Origin of the sequence: Micromonospora alfalfae (assembly GCF_022230925.1) — a bacterium.
GTDB classification, from domain to species: Bacteria; Actinomycetota; Actinomycetes; order Mycobacteriales; family Micromonosporaceae; genus Micromonospora; species Micromonospora alfalfae.
In genome coordinates, this window is the sequence record NZ_JAKKFH010000009.1 from 188,479 (window position 1) to 203,910 (window position 15,432).

The 15,432-nt window shown below is 71.8% G+C and carries 16 protein-coding genes; 10 read left to right on the forward strand and 6 right to left on the reverse strand.

Annotated features, from left to right (window positions below; genetic code table 11):
• Positions 1-15 precede the first annotated feature (15 nt).
• The 3 genes from MED01_RS10375 to MED01_RS10385 form a co-directional block, all read right to left on the reverse strand.
• Positions 16-387, reverse strand: a complete 372-nt coding sequence (locus MED01_RS10375) for a hypothetical protein (protein ID WP_238668296.1) — start codon at positions 385-387, stop codon at positions 16-18.
• A gap of 784 nt (positions 388-1,171) precedes the next feature.
• Positions 1,172-1,474: a hypothetical protein gene (locus MED01_RS10380; RefSeq protein WP_238668297.1), complete on the reverse strand. Its 303-nt coding sequence runs from the start codon at positions 1,472-1,474 to the stop codon at positions 1,172-1,174.
• A gap of 145 nt (positions 1,475-1,619) precedes the next feature.
• On the reverse strand, positions 1,620-1,805 hold the full coding sequence (locus tag MED01_RS10385; RefSeq protein ID WP_238668298.1) for a helix-turn-helix transcriptional regulator: 186 nt from the start codon (positions 1,803-1,805) through the stop codon (positions 1,620-1,622).
• A 106-nt stretch (positions 1,806-1,911) separates the two neighbouring features.
• Between MED01_RS10385 and MED01_RS10390 the strand changes: the two genes are divergently transcribed.
• Together MED01_RS10390 and MED01_RS10395 are read left to right on the forward strand one after the other, a co-directional pair.
• Complete coding sequence (locus MED01_RS10390) at positions 1,912-2,367, forward strand: helix-turn-helix domain-containing protein (protein ID WP_238668299.1); 456 nt, start codon at positions 1,912-1,914, stop codon at positions 2,365-2,367.
• A complete protein-coding gene (locus MED01_RS10395; RefSeq protein ID WP_238668300.1) occupies positions 2,360-3,466 on the forward strand; it encodes a tyrosine-type recombinase/integrase in 1,107 nt (368 codons plus the stop codon). Before MED01_RS10390 ends, MED01_RS10395 begins: the two co-directional genes overlap by 8 nt.
• Positions 3,467-3,486: 20 nt before the next feature.
• On the opposite strand, the gene ychF is transcribed toward MED01_RS10395, so the two are convergent.
• A complete protein-coding gene (gene ychF / locus MED01_RS10400; RefSeq protein ID WP_238668301.1) occupies positions 3,487-4,572 on the reverse strand; it encodes a redox-regulated ATPase YchF in 1,086 nt (361 codons plus the stop codon).
• Positions 4,573-4,714: 142 nt separating this feature from the next.
• On the opposite strand from ychF, the gene MED01_RS10405 reads away from it, so the two are divergent.
• Positions 4,715-5,284 (forward strand): exonuclease, encoded by a 570-nt coding sequence (locus tag MED01_RS10405; protein ID WP_238668302.1) that lies wholly within the window; start codon positions 4,715-4,717, stop codon positions 5,282-5,284.
• 3 nt (positions 5,285-5,287) lie between these two features.
• On the opposite strand, the gene MED01_RS10410 is transcribed toward MED01_RS10405, so the two are convergent.
• Together MED01_RS10410 and MED01_RS10415 are read right to left on the reverse strand one after the other, a co-directional pair.
• Entirely contained in the window at positions 5,288-6,022 is a 735-nt protein-coding gene (locus tag MED01_RS10410; RefSeq protein ID WP_238668303.1) for a Type 1 glutamine amidotransferase-like domain-containing protein, read from the reverse strand.
• Positions 6,023-6,143: 121 nt separating this feature from the next.
• Entirely contained in the window at positions 6,144-6,647 is a 504-nt protein-coding gene (locus MED01_RS10415) for a hypothetical protein (RefSeq protein ID WP_238668304.1), read from the reverse strand.
• 139 nt (positions 6,648-6,786) lie between these two features.
• On the opposite strand from MED01_RS10415, the gene MED01_RS10420 reads away from it, so the two are divergent.
• From MED01_RS10420 to MED01_RS10450, 7 genes are all read left to right on the forward strand, one after another.
• Complete coding sequence (locus tag MED01_RS10420) at positions 6,787-7,296, forward strand: SigE family RNA polymerase sigma factor (RefSeq protein WP_238668305.1); 510 nt, start codon at positions 6,787-6,789, stop codon at positions 7,294-7,296.
• Complete coding sequence (locus MED01_RS10425) at positions 7,293-7,811, forward strand: hypothetical protein (protein ID WP_238668306.1); 519 nt, start codon at positions 7,293-7,295, stop codon at positions 7,809-7,811. Before MED01_RS10420 ends, MED01_RS10425 begins: the two co-directional genes overlap by 4 nt.
• A 287-nt stretch (positions 7,812-8,098) precedes the next feature.
• Complete coding sequence (locus tag MED01_RS10430) at positions 8,099-9,514, forward strand: FAD-binding oxidoreductase (protein ID WP_238668307.1); 1,416 nt, start codon at positions 8,099-8,101, stop codon at positions 9,512-9,514.
• A 78-nt stretch (positions 9,515-9,592) separates the two neighbouring features.
• Positions 9,593-11,077 (forward strand): DNA-3-methyladenine glycosylase 2 family protein, encoded by a 1,485-nt coding sequence (locus tag MED01_RS10435; protein ID WP_238668308.1) that lies wholly within the window; start codon positions 9,593-9,595, stop codon positions 11,075-11,077.
• On the forward strand, positions 11,074-11,583 hold the full coding sequence (locus MED01_RS10440) for a methylated-DNA--[protein]-cysteine S-methyltransferase (protein WP_238668309.1): 510 nt from the start codon (positions 11,074-11,076) through the stop codon (positions 11,581-11,583). The genes MED01_RS10435 and MED01_RS10440 overlap by 4 nt, the downstream gene beginning before the upstream one ends.
• Before the next feature lie 37 nt (positions 11,584-11,620).
• A complete protein-coding gene (locus MED01_RS10445) occupies positions 11,621-13,477 on the forward strand; it encodes an ABC transporter ATP-binding protein (RefSeq protein ID WP_238668310.1) in 1,857 nt (618 codons plus the stop codon).
• Positions 13,474-15,354: an ABC transporter ATP-binding protein gene (locus MED01_RS10450; RefSeq protein ID WP_238668311.1), complete on the forward strand. Its 1,881-nt coding sequence runs from the start codon at positions 13,474-13,476 to the stop codon at positions 15,352-15,354. Before MED01_RS10445 ends, MED01_RS10450 begins: the two co-directional genes overlap by 4 nt.
• The last annotated feature ends 78 nt before the right edge of the window (positions 15,355-15,432 follow it).

Genomic DNA, 15,432 nt, shown 5'->3' on the forward strand with positions numbered 1-15,432 from the left:
GGGGCTTCGAGCGGGTCACGCGGGCGGGGTTGCCGGCTTGGCGTAGTCGTTCGGATCTTCATCCGGGGCGATCGTGGCGATGTAGTTGCCGATGCCATCGACGGGATCCAGCCATCCGCCGCCGTCGTTGGTGGCGTATATCGCCCGGGTCTTGTAGGGCGGCTCGCACTTGACCTCACGGCTCGTGCTTTCGAGCTGCCCGCTCCGGTTCGTGTCCTGATAGATCGCGTCGCCCCGGTGCTCTTGCAGCAGGATGGCCGGGCAGGCATCCGTGGTCACCGTGCCGTCGGGGTACCTGTAGACGTTGCGCCAACCGAGGGGGAGCGCGGTGACGGCGACCGTCTCCCAGATCTCGACGCGGTTCCCGGGCTGCGGCTGGCTGCTCATGCGCTGTTCCTCCTGAGGGCGACGCGGCAGAGCGCGCAGATGGGCTCCCCGCTGGTGGGGTGGTTGCTGGCTCCGCCGGCCTCGCCGTGCACGCAGGGCGGACCCTGGCGGGCGGCGGTGAGGACGGCGGACACGTCCTGTCGCTGCCGTACGGCGCGGATCTTGTCCAGGCGGGTTGTCAGGTCACCGTCGGCCGCGAGGCGACGCAGGAAGCCTCCAAGGGACCTCGGCTTGTCGTTCTCTTCGACCAGCGCAATGACGGCTCGGGCTTCGTCGGCGGTGGCGCCGGTGGCTTCGATGACGATGGCTTCAGCCGCGCTCGCTCGTGCTGCGGTCTGGTTGGTCTGGGAGCGGTCTGGCTTGTGTCCCGCTGTGGGACTAGCCCCGTCCCACTGTGGGACTAGCTCTGGTCCCGCTGTGGGACTAGCTAGTCCCTGTGTGGCACTAGCTAGTTGGTCCCTGTCTGGGACTAGTCCCGCTGTGGGACTAGCGGAGGGGGCGTGAAGCCGGTAGCGGGTTCGGTCCTTCTCGCGTCGGGCACGCTCGATCGCCGGCCGCATCCGGTCTACCCACCCCTGCTCTTCGGACCGGTTCAGCTCCCGGGCCACAGTCGACCGGCCGAGGCCGGTGATCGTGCACAGCCGAGTCAGCGATGGCGTGTGCTCGGCGGGAGTGACGCCTGACGGCCAGTCGGCGACCACGGCAAGGGTGAGCAGGATGTGTCGCGCGGGTGCCGGCAGGCTGGATGCCAGCACCGCGCGTTCAAATGCCCACCGGGGGTTCGTCACTGGTGCTCCGCCTCCCGCTCGGCGACGGCACGCAGGATCGCGAGCAGCTCGGCGCGCACCGGGTAGGGGTTCAGCTGGCCGGACGCGTCCCGGGCCGGCGGCACGAAGCCGTTCCACTGGTTGAACCTGGTGTAGCCCAGGGAGCGGCAGAGCCGGGCCGCGAGGTCGGGGTGTGCCTTGACCCTGGCCCTGCGCTCGTGCGCCCGCCTGGCAGCTTCCTGGACCCCCTGGACGAGCATGCGGCGTTGCTCCAACGTGCCGGCGCGAAACCACGGCTGGGAGGCCAGCACGGATGCCACCAAGCCGACAGGACGGGCCGGCCGGGATGGGGCATTCCCGCCGCTGGTGCGCTGCCAGGTCTCGTGCGTAGACTGACTACCGGTCTGCCCGACCTGCTCCGCCGCCGCCCCGTTGACCGCGGGGCGGCTGTGTGTCTGCGGCATCTCAGGCAACAGCCTTGGACTCATCGCCTTCGGAGAGCCAGGCGCTGACCTCACTCTCGGCGTAGAGGACCCGCTTCCCCCGCCGGATGCCCTTAGGCCCCTTGCCGATGTGCCGCCAGTAGCGGACGGTGCTCGGGGCCGTGCGGGCGACCTCGGCGACTTCCTCGGTGGTGAGGTACTTCTCCATGACGACTCCAATGCGTTTGCCGCATGAGCGGGAATGCGCTTTGCTCATGAACTCAAGCACGACCAACAGTTGCCGTCAAGCTTCGGGCGCATCTAGAGTCATGCTCGTGACGCATACAGACACGCCAACGCCGGAGCAACAGTTCGGAGCACAGGTCCGCGAGGCACGCGAGGTACGAAGGTGGAGTCAGGAGGCGCTAGCGCGGCATCTGCGAGACGAGGCAGGACTGGACCTGCATCAGACCGCCATCGCGCGGCTGGAGCGCGGCGAGCGAGCGATCCGATTCAACGAGGTCACCGCACTGGCGAAGCTGCTCGGGCTCGATCTCCAGACCTACTCCGGCACGCTGCCGGCGCTAACGGATAGCGAATACGAGTGGGCGCTGGGGCAGTTGAAGCTGCTCCAGGCGGAGGATGAGCGGACCGCCGCCGAGTGGGAGCGGGTGGTGCTGGAGCAGGACGCGCTGCTGAGCGAGTTCGTCGAGGCGCGCCGGACTGCGGTCGGGAAGCGGCGGGCGATGGAGGCGATGATCCAGGAGTACGAGGAACGCCAGCGTGGCTAGCATCAAGAAGCGGCCGAACGGCAAGTACCGGGCCCGGTACCGCGACGATTCCGGCAAGGAGCACGCTCGCCACTTCGATCGAAGGGTGGACGCCCAGCGCTGGCTGGACGAGGTGACGGCGGCATCGGTCACCGGCCAGTACGTCGACCCGCGGGCCGGCCTGGTCACCTTCACCCGCTACTTCGGAGAGTGGTCCGAGCGGCAGTTGTGGGCGGCCGGCACCGACAAGGCGATGCGGCTGGCTGCTCGGTGCACGACGTTCGGCGACGTGCCGATGAAGGCGCTACGCCGGTCGCACATCGAGACGTGGATCAAGACGTTGCAGACGCGCGGCCTCGCAGCGAGCACGATCAAGACCCGGTTCAACAACGTCCGATCAGTGCTCCGGGCGGCGGTTCGTGACCTCGTCATCGTCAGGGATCCGAGCGAGGGCGTGACCCTGCCGCGTGCCCGTCGCGCGGCCGTGGCCATGGAGATCCCGACCCCGGCTCAGGTGGGGGCACTGCTAGGTGCGGCGCCCCCGTGGTTCCGGACGTTCATCTCACTCGCGGCGTTCGCCGGGCTGCGCCTGGGCGAGGCTGCCGGCGGCCAGCTCGGCGACATCGACTTTCTTCGCCGCACGCTCCAGGTCACCCGCCAGGTCCAGCGCGGCCCGGGCGGCACGGTCATCATCACGCCACCGAAGTACGGGAGTGAGCGGGCGGTCTACCTGGCTGACGCCCTGGTGAAGGAGCTGTCGGTGCACGCCACCTCGGTGGCGGAGAAGGGCCCGCGGTGGCTGTTCCTCGGTGAGGGTGACGACCCGATGCACCAGAACACGATCGGCTACTGGTGGCGCAAGACCTGCCGGGCGGCCGGCGTCGAGAACACGACGTTGCACGACCTGCGCCACTTCTACGCCTCGGGCCTGATCGCCCAGGGCTGCGACGTGGTGACGGTCCAGCGGGCGTTGGGTCACCGCAGTGCAACGGTCACCCTGAAGACGTACGCGCACCTCTGGCCGACCGCCGAGGATCGCACTCGCAAGGCTGCCGATTCGCTGATCCTGGAGGCTCTGGCGGACTCCTCGCGGACCGCTGGCGCGCTCCGGGTGGTCTGACCTGCGCATCAGGAGATCGACTACACGTTGAAGCGGAACTCCACGACGTCGCCGTCCTGCATGACGTACTCCTTGCCCTCGATGCGGACCTTGCCCGCCGCCTTGGCCGCCGACATCGAACCGTGCTCGACCAGGTCGTGGTACGAGACCACCTCGGCCTTGATGAAGCCGCGCTGGAAGTCGCTGTGGATGACGCCCGCGGCCTCGGGGGCGGTGGCGCCGACCGGGACGGTCCAGGCGCGCGCTTCCTTGGGGCCGGCCGTGAGGTACGTCTGGAGGCCGAGGGTGCGGAAGCCGACCCGGACGAGCTGGTTGAGGCCGGGCTCGTTCTGCCCGATCGACTCCAGCAGCTCGCGGGCCTCCTCCTCGGGCAGGTCCACCAGCTCAGATTCGATCTTGGCGTCCATGAAGATGGCCTCGGCGGGGGCGACCAGGGCGCGCAGCTCGTCGAGGAACGTCTCGTTGGCCAGCTCGGCCTCGTCGACGTTGAAGACGTACAGGAAGGGCTTGGTGGTGAGCAGGTGCAGCTCGCGCAGGTGCTCCAGCTCGATCTTGGCGGCGGCGGCCCCGGAGTAGAGGGTGGTGCCACCGTCGAGCACCTCGATAGCGGCCTTCGCTGCGGCGACAGCGGCGGCCCGGTCCTTGCGGAGCTTGGCCTCCTTCTCCAACCGGGGCAGCGCCTTGTCCAGGGTCTGCAGGTCGGCGAGGATCAGCTCGGTGTTGATCGTCTCGATGTCGTCGGCCGGGGAGATCTTGCCGTCGACGTGCACCACGTTCGGGTCGGAGAAGGCCCGGACGACCTGGCAGATTGCCGAGGCGTCCCGGATGTTGGCCAGGAAGGCGTTGCCCCGGCCCTGCCCCTTCGACGCGCCGCGGACCAGGCCGGCGATGTCGACGAACGACACCGGCGCCGGCAGCACCTTCTGCGAGGAGAAGATCTCGGCCAGCTTGCCCAGCCGCTCGTCGGGAAGCCCGACCACGCCGACGTTGGGCTCGATGGTGGCGAACGGGTAGTTCGCCGCCAGCACGTCGTTCTTGGTCAACGCGTTGAAAAGCGTGCTCTTGCCGACGTTGGGCAGGCCGACGATGCCGATGGTGAGACTCACGACGGGCCAGCTTACGCCGGTCCCGGCCGGGACGGTCCAGGCGGCTCCAATTCGCCGCCGCGCCGGTGGTCGATCGTCGCTCCCACCGGGCCCTGTCGGACGTTGCTAATCTCCCGGTTCGATGTCCGCTGCTGGAGGTGGGATGACCTCGACATTGCCTGACCTGTACATCGCCGTCGATGTGGAGGCGGACGGGCCGATCCCCGGGCCGTACAGCATGATCTCGCTGGGCATGGCAGTGGCCGGCCGCCCGGACCTGACCTTCTACACCGAGCTGCGTCCCATCTCCGACGAGTTCGTCCCGGCGGCGTTGGCCGTCTCCGGCCTGGACCGGGACCGGCTGCTGCGGGAGGCACCCACCGCGCAGGAGGCGATGTCCGCCGCGGCGGCCTGGGTCGACGGCCTGCGCGGGGTCGGCCGTCCGGTCTTCCTCGCCGCCCCGGCCGTCTGGGACGGCATGTTCGTGCACTGGTACTTCGTCCGCTTCGTCGGGCACAGCCCGTTCGGCGCGACCGGCTCCGGCGTTGATCTCCGCAGCTACTGGATGGGGTTGACCGGCAGCAAGTGGGCCCAGACCCGCCAGGACACGATCAAGCACGAGCTGGGCCTGCACGACATGCCGCACACGCATCACGCCGGGGAGGACGCCGCCGAGCTGGCCCAGGTCTTCGACGCGGTGCTGCGCCGCCGACAGCCGGTCGAGGAGGCGTGACGCTCAGCCGAGCCGGCGGGGGGCGATGACCGCCTCCCGGACGCTGCCGTCCGCGCCGCGGCTGATCTCGTACGCCGAGACGCCGTCGCGGTCCGCGACTGCCTCGACCAGCTGGGTGCCCCGGTAGACCAGACCGACGCCGTCGTCGGTGCAGTGGCTGGTGGGGAGCGTGCCGTCACCGACCAGCTCGTGCATGAGCGGGCGGCGCTGGCCCTCGCTGTCGTAGTGCACCCCGTTGCCGTACGGCAGCCAGGCCAGGCCCTCGGTGAAGCCGCGCAGCCGGGGGCCGAAGCTGTCGGTGGCACCGCCGACATGCCAGCAGATCGAGCCGGCGGAGACGCCGGCCAGCACCACGCCGGCCTGCCAGCACTCGTGCAGGATCTCGTCGAGCCCGTGCACCCGCCACACCGCTACCAGGTTGGCAACGCTGCCGCCGCCGACCCAGAGCACGTCCTGGGCGAGCAGGTGGGCGCGGACGTCCTCGACGTTCGGCATCGGGAACAGGGCGAGGTGTGACAGCCGGAACCGGGTGTCGGCGAACCCGCCGTAGACGGCGGTCAGCGAGGTGGGCTGGTCGCCGACGGCCTGCCCGAGGTAGCAGACCCGCGGCTGCGGACCGGCCTCGGCCAACTCGGCTGCCAGCTCGAAGACCGGGCTGGGGCGCAGGTCGTAGGGCCCCCGGTCGCCCCGGAGGAAGCCCATGCTGGTGGCGATGATGGTCGGTTCGCTGGCCGGCATCGAGGCGTCCTTCCGTCGGGGGCGGTGCGGCGTCCATCCTGCCGCAGCCGGTCTCCGGTTCGCTCGGTGCGGGGTCCGACCGCCACCCGCGGGTGGTGGTCGGACCCCGCCAGCCTCATGATCAACTACCCTGGTCGGGCCGCCGTTGGCGGGGCACCTCGACCTCGGGCCAATGACCCAGGGCCCGACGGTCGACCGGCGGCAGTTGCCCGGCGGCGGCGCGGGGCAGGGTGAACCGGTCGGCGGCGGCCGGCCCGACCGAGACCGACTCGCGCAGCATCCAACGCACCTCGTCGGCCGTCCAGCCCAGCCCCGGCCGCGCGGCGATCTCGCGGATCAACCGCCGGCCGACGCTCGTGTCGTCGTCGTAGAAACGCATGCACCAGTGGTGCGTCCACATCCCAAGCGCCCGCAGGCCAGCGTCGTCCAGGGAGCCGGCCAACCGGCCGCAGGCCGTGCCGGGGAAACTCTGCTCGGGGTCGCCCGCCCGGTCCCGTTCGATGGCGCCCACGGCGGCCGGCGCGACGGCTCGCATCCGGCGGTAGAAGGACTGCGCCACCGCGCGGGGCAGCGGCGGGAACGCACCCGGTGTCGACGCCGCCGCCCAACCCGCCACGCTCGTCATCCGCCGCACCCCTTCTTCAGTTGGTGGCCGGACGCTACCCGGCACGACCGACACTTTCGGGCCGAAAAACCTCACCGATGGTGGATAGCGACGATGACCTGGGGCGTCTGTATCTGTGACAACGAAACGGGGGTGGTGGGTGGACGAGGACGAGCGCGCGCGGCTGGCCGAGTTCGTCGGCAGCCGGACTCCGGCGCTGATGCGGGTCGCCTATCTGTTGACCGGGGACCGCAACGCCGCCGAGGACCTGTTCCAGTCGGCGTTGGCGCGGGCCATCCCGAAGTGGGGAACCATTCGGCACGCCGACCCCGAGGGCTACCTGCGGGTGGTGATGTACCGCGAGCAGATCAGCTGGTGGCGGCGACTCCGCCGGTGGCGGGAGACACCGCTGAACCCGGCCGACGAACCGGTCGGCGGCGACCCGAGCAGCGGCACCGACGTGCGGTTGGCGATGCGTGCCGCGCTACGCCACCTGCCACCGACCCAGCGGGCGGTGGTGGTCCTCCGCTACTACGAGGACCTGCCCGAAGCCCGGGTGGCCGAGTTGCTGGGCTGCTCGGTGGGGACCGTACGCAGCCGTACCCACCGAGCGGTGAAACGACTGCGCGACCTGCTGCCGGACGTCGACAGGCTGGAGGTACGGCGATGACCGAACCGTTCGAGCACCTCATCCGCTCCACCCTCACCGACCTGGCCGAGGAGGCACCGATCGTGCATGACCAGTTGAGCCGAGCGGAACGGCGGGTGCGCAACAGACGTCGCGCCACGGTGACGGTGGGGGCGGTGAGCACCCTCGCGGCGATCCTGATCGCCACCCCGCTCGCCCTGGCCGCTACCGGGTCGGACGAGCCTCCCCCGGCCGTGCCCAGCCCGGCCGGACCAGCGGCTGTGCCCAGCCCACCCGTGCCCACCCCGTCCGCGCCCACCACGGTGCCCACTGTCGAGCCCCGCCCCGGTGGCGGGGTCGCGAGTCCGTCGGGCCCGCCCGGCGTACCGGAACGGCCGACGGTCTCGCCGACCCCGTTGACTCCGCCCGGCGTGCCAGGCAAGCCGGGGGCACCGGGTGTGCCGGCCGGGCCGACCGCCTCACCAAGCCCGTCGAGTTCGCTGGGCCCGCCCGGTGTGCCGGGCCGACCGACGGCGTCGCCGACCCCGTTGCGCTGAGCGGGACCGGTCCGGTCGGCGGTTTCCTCGCGTCGGCCGGACCGGCCGTCCCACTGTCATCGCCGGCCTCTGTGGCACCGACACGCCACTGGCCTCCCGAGCCGGAGGCGGGCAACCGGTCGGAGATTCCGGTCACTCTCCCGCGACGCTCCCCGGTACCGGGGAGCGTCGCGCCCCGCGGCGACCGGCGGGCACCGCTCCACCGAATTTGTCGAGGCCGGCATGCCCGCTCATTCTTGGGCCATGACCGATCCCGGACACCCGAGGTGCGAGCTGCGGGGGCAACGATGAGCACCGCCATGGCCCGGGTGCCCGACTCCCTCCGGGGGCAGATCGTCACCCCCGGCGACCGCCGGTACGCGCAACTGCGCTCGACGTACACCAGGTCGGCGTCACCGGCCGCGGTCCTGCTGCCGAAGACCACCGCGCAGGTGGTCGACGCGCTGCGCTACGCGCGGGAGCAGCGGCTGCCCATCGCGGTCCGCAGCGGCGGGCACGGCCTCTCCGGAGCCTCGTCCAACAACGGCGGGGTGGTCATCGACCTGTCCATGCTCGACCGGGTCCAGGTGATCGACGAGCGGGCCGGGCTGGTCCGGGTCGAGGCCGGCGCGCGCTGGGCGAACGTGGCGAAGGCGCTCGCGCCGTACGGCCTGGTGATCAGCTCGGGTGACTACGGCGGCGTCGGCGTCGGCGGCCTGGCCACCGGCGGCGGTGTGGGCTGGCTGGTCCGCGCCCACGGCCTCACCATCGACCGGGTCCGCGCCGTCGAGGTGGTGCTGGCGGACGGGACGCTGGTACGCGCCGACGCCGACCACGAGCCGGAGCTGTTCTGGCTGGTCCGTGGCGCCGGTGCCGGCGCGGGCATCGTGGTGGCCTTCGAGATCGAGGCGGTCGAGCAGCGCAACGTCGGCGTCGCGCAGCTGGTCGTCGAGGCGCATCCGGACGGTCGCACCGTCCGGGAGTGGACGAGCTACCTCGCCCAGGCGCCACGGGAACTGTCCGCAGCCGCCGTGGTGTACGCCGAGGGTCGATCGGTCCTCATGTCCATCACGGCCGTGGTCGCCGCCGAGAGCCTGCGCCGGGCCCGACCGGCGGTGGAACCGCTGCTTGCCATCGGCAAGGTGCTCGAACACCGGACCGACCTGCTGCCGTACCCGACGCTGGTGCCGACCGCGCACCTCAACCCCAACGTCGGGCAGCAGCGTGGCACTACCACAAACGGTCTGTTCACCACGCTGGACGACGCCGGGGCACGGGCGGTGACGCGAGCGGTGACCGGGCCGGGGCGGGCGGTGATCCAGCTCCGCTCGTTGGGCGGGGCGGTCAACGACGTCGCCTCCGACGCCACCGCGTACCCGCATCGCCACCAGGAGACGCTGATCGTGGCCTCGGTGTTTCCGCCGCAGGCCGACGCCGCGTTGAACGCCGCGTGGCGGGCCGCCGGGGCACGCGCCGACGGCGCGTACGTCAACTTCGAGAGCCGGCCCGATCCGGCCGCGTTCGCCCGGATCTACCCGGGCGAGACCGGGGCCCGGGTCCGGCGGCTGTGGAAGCGGTACGACCCGGACGGTGTGTTCCGATCGGCCCTGCTGACCGGTCAGCCGAACCGCGCCCCACAGCCGAACCGCGCCGCACAGCCAAACCGCGTCGCACAGCCCAGCCGATCCGGCCAGCCACACCGGCGCCGTCGACGCCCCCGTTGACCCAGCCTCTTCGAGCCCGCACACCCAGGTCCGATTCCCGCCAGCCGATGACCGGCCGCGCGGGGCATCATCGGTGACATGGAGATGGACTTCGAGCGGTGTTACCGGGCCGTGGACAGCCGTGACCAGCGGTTCGACGGCTGGTTCTACACCGGTGTGACGTCCACCGGGATCTACTGCCGGCCGTCCTGCCCGGCGATCACACCGAAGCGGCACAACGTCCGGTTCTTCCCGTCCGCCGCCGCCGCGCAGGGCGCCGGGCTGCGCGCCTGCCGCCGCTGCCGGCCGGACGCCGCGCCCGGCTCACCGCTCTGGGACGTCCGCGCTGACGTGGTCGGTCGGGCGATGCGGCTGATCGCCGACGGGGTCGTCGACAGGGACGGCGTACCGGGGTTGGCCTCCCGGCTGGGCTACACCGAGCGGCACCTGCACCGGATGCTGAGCGCCGAGATGGGCGCCGGGCCGCTCGCGCTGGCCCGGGCCCAGCGCGCCCAGACCGCCCGGATCCTGATCGAGACGACCGACCTGGCGATGGCCGAAATCGCGTTCGCCGCCGGCTTCGGCAGCGTGCGGCAGTTCAACGACACGCTTCGCGAGGTGTACGCGAGCGCCCCGTCGGACCTGCGCACGGCCCGTGGCCGCCAGCAGGCACCGGCCGGGGCGGGGACCATCGCGCTCCGGCTGGCGTACCGCCCGCCGCTGCACGCCCGGGCTCTGCTGGACTTCCTCGCGGTACGGGCGTTGCCCGGCGTGGAGGCGGTCCACGACGGGACGTACCACAGGGGTCTGCGGTTGCCGCACGGCACCGGCCAGGTGGCGCTGACCCCGACGGACGGGCACGTGGCGGCGACGTTGCGGCTCGCCGACCTGCGCGACCTGGCGCCGGCGGTGGCCCGCTGCCGCCGGTTGCTCGATCTGGACGCGGACCCGGTGGCCATCGACGCCACGCTGGCCGCCGACCCGGCGCTGGCCCCGGCGATCGCCGCCGAACCCGGCATCCGCGTCCCCCGCGCCGTCGACGGCTTCGAGCAGGCCGTCCGCGCCATCATCGGCCAACAGGTCTCGGTCACCTCCGCAAGAACAACCCTCAACCGCCTCCTCACCGCGCACGCTCGCGTTGATCATGAAGTTGTTGCCACCGGCACCGGCGTGTCGGAGCAACAACTTCATGATCAACCGGGCGAGCTGCGGGGGTTTCTGGGGGCGGAGGAGCTTTTGGGCCTGCCGGATTCAGCGTTCGGGATGCCGGTGGGGCGGCGGGAGGCGCTGCGAGGGCTGGCTCGGGCCGTCAGCGACGGGACGGTGGACCTCGCTCCCGGGGTGGATCGGGAGGACGCCGTCCGGCGGCTGCTCGCGCTGCCCGGCATCGGCCCATGGACCGCCAACTACCTGGCCATGCGCGCCTACGGCGACCCGGACGTCCTCCTCAGCTCCGACCTCGCGGTCCGGCGCGGCGCCGCCGCGCTCGGCCTGCCCGACACCCCGCCAACCCTCGACAGGTACGCCGAACGGTGGCGTCCCTGGAGGTCCTACGCCACGATCAGACTCTGGAGAGCGGCATGAACATCGACAGCACCGTACTGAGCACACCGGCCGGCCCACTGAGCATCCTCGCCGGCCCCGACGGTGACGTACTGGCAGCCGGCTTCACAGCGGACCCGGCGGCGCTGCCGCCCCTGATCCACCCGGCCCTGCGGGCACCGCTACGGGAGCGGGCCGACCTCGGCCCGGTCAGTGCGGCCGTCCACTCCTACCTGGACGGTGACCTCGCCGCCATCGACGCGGTGCCGGTCCGTCAACGCACCGGTGGAGAGTTCATGGCGCACGCCTGGCAGGTGCTGCGCGAGGTGCCGCCCGGCACCCCGGTCACCTACACCGGGTACGCCGCGCTGGCCGGTCGCCCACCGGCGGTCCGAGCCGCAGCGGCCGCCTGCGCCCGGAACGCGGCAGCCCTCTTCGTGCCCTGCCACCGGGTTCTTCGCACCGACGGCACGCTCGGTGGCTACCGCTGGGGGCTGGACGTGAAGAAGTGGCTTCTCGGTCATGAGCGGCGCTTGACAACAAGCTGACAGGAACATCGACAGTCATTGACGCTACCGTCTGGTAGTGCCTGTGGAGAGCGACGGCGACCCGGCCGCCCGGGCCGCCGCGGGCACCCACCCCGTGCACAACCTCTGGCGGCTGCGCCCCTACCTGCGCCCGTACGCCGCCGAGTTCGCCTGGCTGCTCGTCGCGGGGCTCGCCGGCACCGCGGCCGGGATCGCCGTACCACTTGTCGTGCAGCGGGTCGTGGACGGGCCGGTGGCCCGACACGAACCGGCCGGGCTGCTCCAGCTCGGCGGCCTGGCCCTGCTGCTCGGCGTCGTCGAGGCGGTGCTCATCTTCATCCGACGGTGGGTGCAGTCGTCGTCGGCGGTGGGCATGGAGGCGGCGCTGCGCGCCGACGTCTACGCCCACCTGCAACGGCTGCCAACCAGCTTCCACGACCGCTGGCAGTCCGGCCAGTTGCTCTCCCGGATCACCAGTGACCTGTCGGTGATCCGCCGGTTCCTCTCCTTCGGCGTCTTCTTCCTGGTGCTCAACCTGACCACGTACGTGGTGGTGGTGCTGCTGCTGATCAACCTGCACCCGGCGCTCGGGGTGCTGGTCGCGGCCAGCGCGGTGCCGCTGCTGCTGATCAGTCGCCGGTTCGGCCGGCACTACCACGCCGCGTCCCGCCGGATGCAGGATCAGCAGGGCGACGTGGCGACGCTGGTCGAGGAGACCGCGCAGGGCCTGCGCACCATGAAGGCGCACGGGCGGGGGCCCGAGCTGGCCGCTCGCTTCGCCGGTGCGGCCCGGCGGCTGCACGACACGGGCGTCGGCAAGGGGCGGCTGCTGGCGAACACGTCGGCGCTGCTCGACCTGGTGCCCAACGTGACACTGGGCGTGGTGCTGGCGGCCGGGGCGGCCGCCGTCGCGCACGGCGCGCTCACCATCGGCGAGCTTGTCGCGTTCGTCAGCCTCCAACTGATGCTCATCTGGCCGGTGCAGTCGCTCGGTTGGATCATCGCCAACGGTCAGGAGGCGGCCACCGCCGCCGACCGGATCCAGGAGGTGCTGGACACTCCACCGCAGATAGTGGATTCTCCCGGCGCTGTCGCGTTGACACGTGACGCGGTGCACGGTCGGCTGCGCTTCGAGCGGGTCGGCTTCAGCTACCCGGGTGCCACCACTGGGGTGCTGCGCGAGATCGACCTGACCATCGAGCCGGGCGAGACGCTGGCACTGGTCGGCGCCACCGGCTCGGGCAAGAGCACGCTGCTCTCCCTGGTGCCCCGGCTGCACGAGGTGACCACCGGCCGGATCACCCTCGACGGGCACGACCTGCGCGAGCTGCGGCTGGCCTCGCTGCGCCGGCTGGTCGGGGTGGCGTTCGAGGAGCCGACACTCTTCTCCATGTCGGTGCGGGAGAACCTCACACTGGGTCGCCCGGACGCCGGTGACGACGAGATCCGCGCAGCCCTCGCGCTGGCCCAGGCCGACTTCGCGTACGACCTGCCGTGGGGGTTGGCGACCCGGGTCGGCGAGCAGGGGTTGTCCCTCTCCGGCGGGCAACGACAACGGCTCGCGCTGGCGAGGGCCGTGCTCGGCCGACCGGCGGTGCTGGTGCTGGACGACCCGCTCTCCGCTCTCGACGTGCACACCGAGGCCCTCGTCGAAGCGGCGCTACGGCGGGTCCTGCGCGACAGCACCGCGCTGCTGGTGGTGCACCGGCCGTCGACGATCGCGCTGGCCGACCGGGTCGCCCTGCTGGAGGACGGACGGATCACCGCGACCGGCCGGCACTCCGACCTGCTGGCCACCGTCCCGGCGTACCGGGCACTGCTCGCCGCCGAGCCGCCCGCCGGGCATCCACCAACGGCTGGGGCCAGCGACCCCAGTTCGTCCCCTTCGGACGGGTGGGGGCTGGTGCGCTCGTGAGCGTGCCGGAGCAAGCCGACCCACCTCCCGAGGAGGAACCCGAGCTCACCCGCTGGCGCGGAACAGCCACCGATCCGGAGGCCGACCGGAGTCGAGCCGAGGACACCAGCCCCGAGGCGGTGGCCCGGCTACGCCGGCTCAGCCGCGCCCTGCTGCGTGACCTGCTCCGCCCGCATCGGAAGCGTCTCGCCGCGGCGGTCGCCCTGCTGCTGGCCCAGAACGCCGCCGCGATGGCCGGCCCGTACCTGGTCATGATCGGCATCGACCGGACCATCGCGCCGTTGCGCGCCGGCGACGCCGGCCCGCTGGTCGCCGTCGCCGGGGCGTTCGCGGTGGCCGCGGTGACCGAGTACGCGGCCCGCCGCGGCTTCCTCACCCTCTCCGCCCGGATCGGCCAGGCCGTCCTGCTCGACCTGCGGCAGCGGGTGTTCGGGCACTTCCTGCGGCTGTCGGTGGGCTTCCACGAGCGGTACACGTCCGGCCGGATGGTCTCCCGGCTCACCAGCGACCTGGACTCGATCGCCGAGCTGGTCGACGGGGGGATCGACAGCCTGGTGCTGGCCGGGCTCTCGATCCTGTCGGTGGCCGCCATCCTGCTCTGGCTGGACCTGCCGCTGGCTGCCGTGACGCTGTTCGCCTTCCCTTTCCTCTTCTGGCTCTCCCGCTGGTTCGCCAGGTCGTCGGCCAGCGCGTACCGACGGACCCGGGACGCGGTCGCGCTGGTCATCGTGCACTTCGTCGAGTCGATGCGGGGCATCCGGGCGGTGCAGGCGTTCCGCCGGGAGCCTCGCAACCAACGAATCTTCGTGGCGCTCGGCGACGACTACCGGCGGAGCAGTCTGCACGCGTTCCGGCTGATCGCCACGTACTCGCCCGCGATCAAGCTGATCGGCAACGTCACAGTGGCGGTGGTGCTCTGCTACGGCGGCTGGCGGGTGCTCGGCGGGCAGACCGAGATCGGTGTGCTCGCCGCGTTCCTGCTCTACCTGCGCCGCTTCTTCGAGCCGATGCAGGAGCTGAGCCAGTTCTACAACTCGTTGCAGTCGGCCACCGCCGCACTCGAGAAGCTGGCCGGGGTGCTCGACGAACGACCGGCCGTCGCCGAACCGGCCCGGCCCACACCGCTGCCGACCGGTCCCGGCCGTGGGGAACTGGTCTTCTGCGCGGTCGGCTTCGGCTACCGGGCCGACACCCCGATCCTCTGCCGGCTGGAGTTGACAGTGCCGGCCGGGCAGACAGTGGCGCTGATCGGCCCCACCGGGGCGGGCAAGTCGACTATCGCGAAGCTGGTCGCCCGGTTCCACGACCCCGACACCGGCACGGTCCGGCTGGACGGGGTCGACCTGCGCGACGTACGCGACGCGGACCTGCGCCGCGCGGTGGTGCTGGTGACGCAGGAGAACCACCTCTTCAGCGGGACCGTCGCGGAGAACATCCGGTTCGGTCGCCCGGGGGCCGACGACGACGCCGTCCAGGCCGCCGCGCGGGCGATCGGCGCGCACGACTTCATCGCCGCACTACCCGAGGGGTACGCCACTCAGGTGCACCGGCGCGGCGGCCGGCTCTCCGCCGGGCAGCGGCAACTGGTCGCGTTCGCCCGCGCGTTCCTGGCCGACCCGACAGTGCTCATCCTGGACGAGGCGACGTCGTCGCTGGACGTGCCGACGGAACGCCTTGTGCAGCGGGCACTCGGCACCATCCTGCGCGACCGCACCGCACTGGTGATCGCCCACCGACTCTCCACGGTGGAGACAGCCGACCGGGTGCTCGTCCTCGACGGCGGAACTGTCGTCGAGGACGGCCCGCCCACTGTTCTTGCCGAGGCCGATGGCAGGTACGCCGCCCTGCACCGCCAGTGGCGTGACTCGCTGATCTAGCCGGGTCGCCCCGTCGCGGCCACAACCGCCGGCCGGTGTGTTCCGTCGCAACTACGTCGCCCCGCACCCGGCAGGTGC

Bases quoted from the DNA above. Each gene is read 5' to 3' on its own strand.
- MED01_RS10375 (WP_238668296.1), bottom strand. From the start codon at position 387: ATGAGCAGCCAGCCGCAGCCCGGGAACCGCGTCGAGATCTGGGAGACG.
- MED01_RS10385 (WP_238668298.1), bottom strand. From the start codon at position 1,805: ATGGAGAAGTACCTCACCACCGAGGAAGTCGCCGAGGTCGCCCGCACG.
- MED01_RS10405 (WP_238668302.1), top strand. From the start codon at position 4,715: ATGACCTCGACATTGCCTGACCTGTACATCGCCGTCGATGTGGAGGCG.
- MED01_RS10410 (WP_238668303.1), bottom strand. From the start codon at position 6,022: ATGCCGGCCAGCGAACCGACCATCATCGCCACCAGCATGGGCTTCCTC.
- MED01_RS10415 (WP_238668304.1), bottom strand. From the start codon at position 6,647: ATGACGAGCGTGGCGGGTTGGGCGGCGGCGTCGACACCGGGTGCGTTC.
- MED01_RS10425 (WP_238668306.1), top strand. From the start codon at position 7,293: ATGACCGAACCGTTCGAGCACCTCATCCGCTCCACCCTCACCGACCTG.
- MED01_RS10430 (WP_238668307.1), top strand. From the start codon at position 8,099: ATGAGCACCGCCATGGCCCGGGTGCCCGACTCCCTCCGGGGGCAGATC.
- MED01_RS10435 (WP_238668308.1), top strand. From the start codon at position 9,593: ATGGAGATGGACTTCGAGCGGTGTTACCGGGCCGTGGACAGCCGTGAC.
- MED01_RS10440 (WP_238668309.1), top strand. From the start codon at position 11,074: ATGAACATCGACAGCACCGTACTGAGCACACCGGCCGGCCCACTGAGC.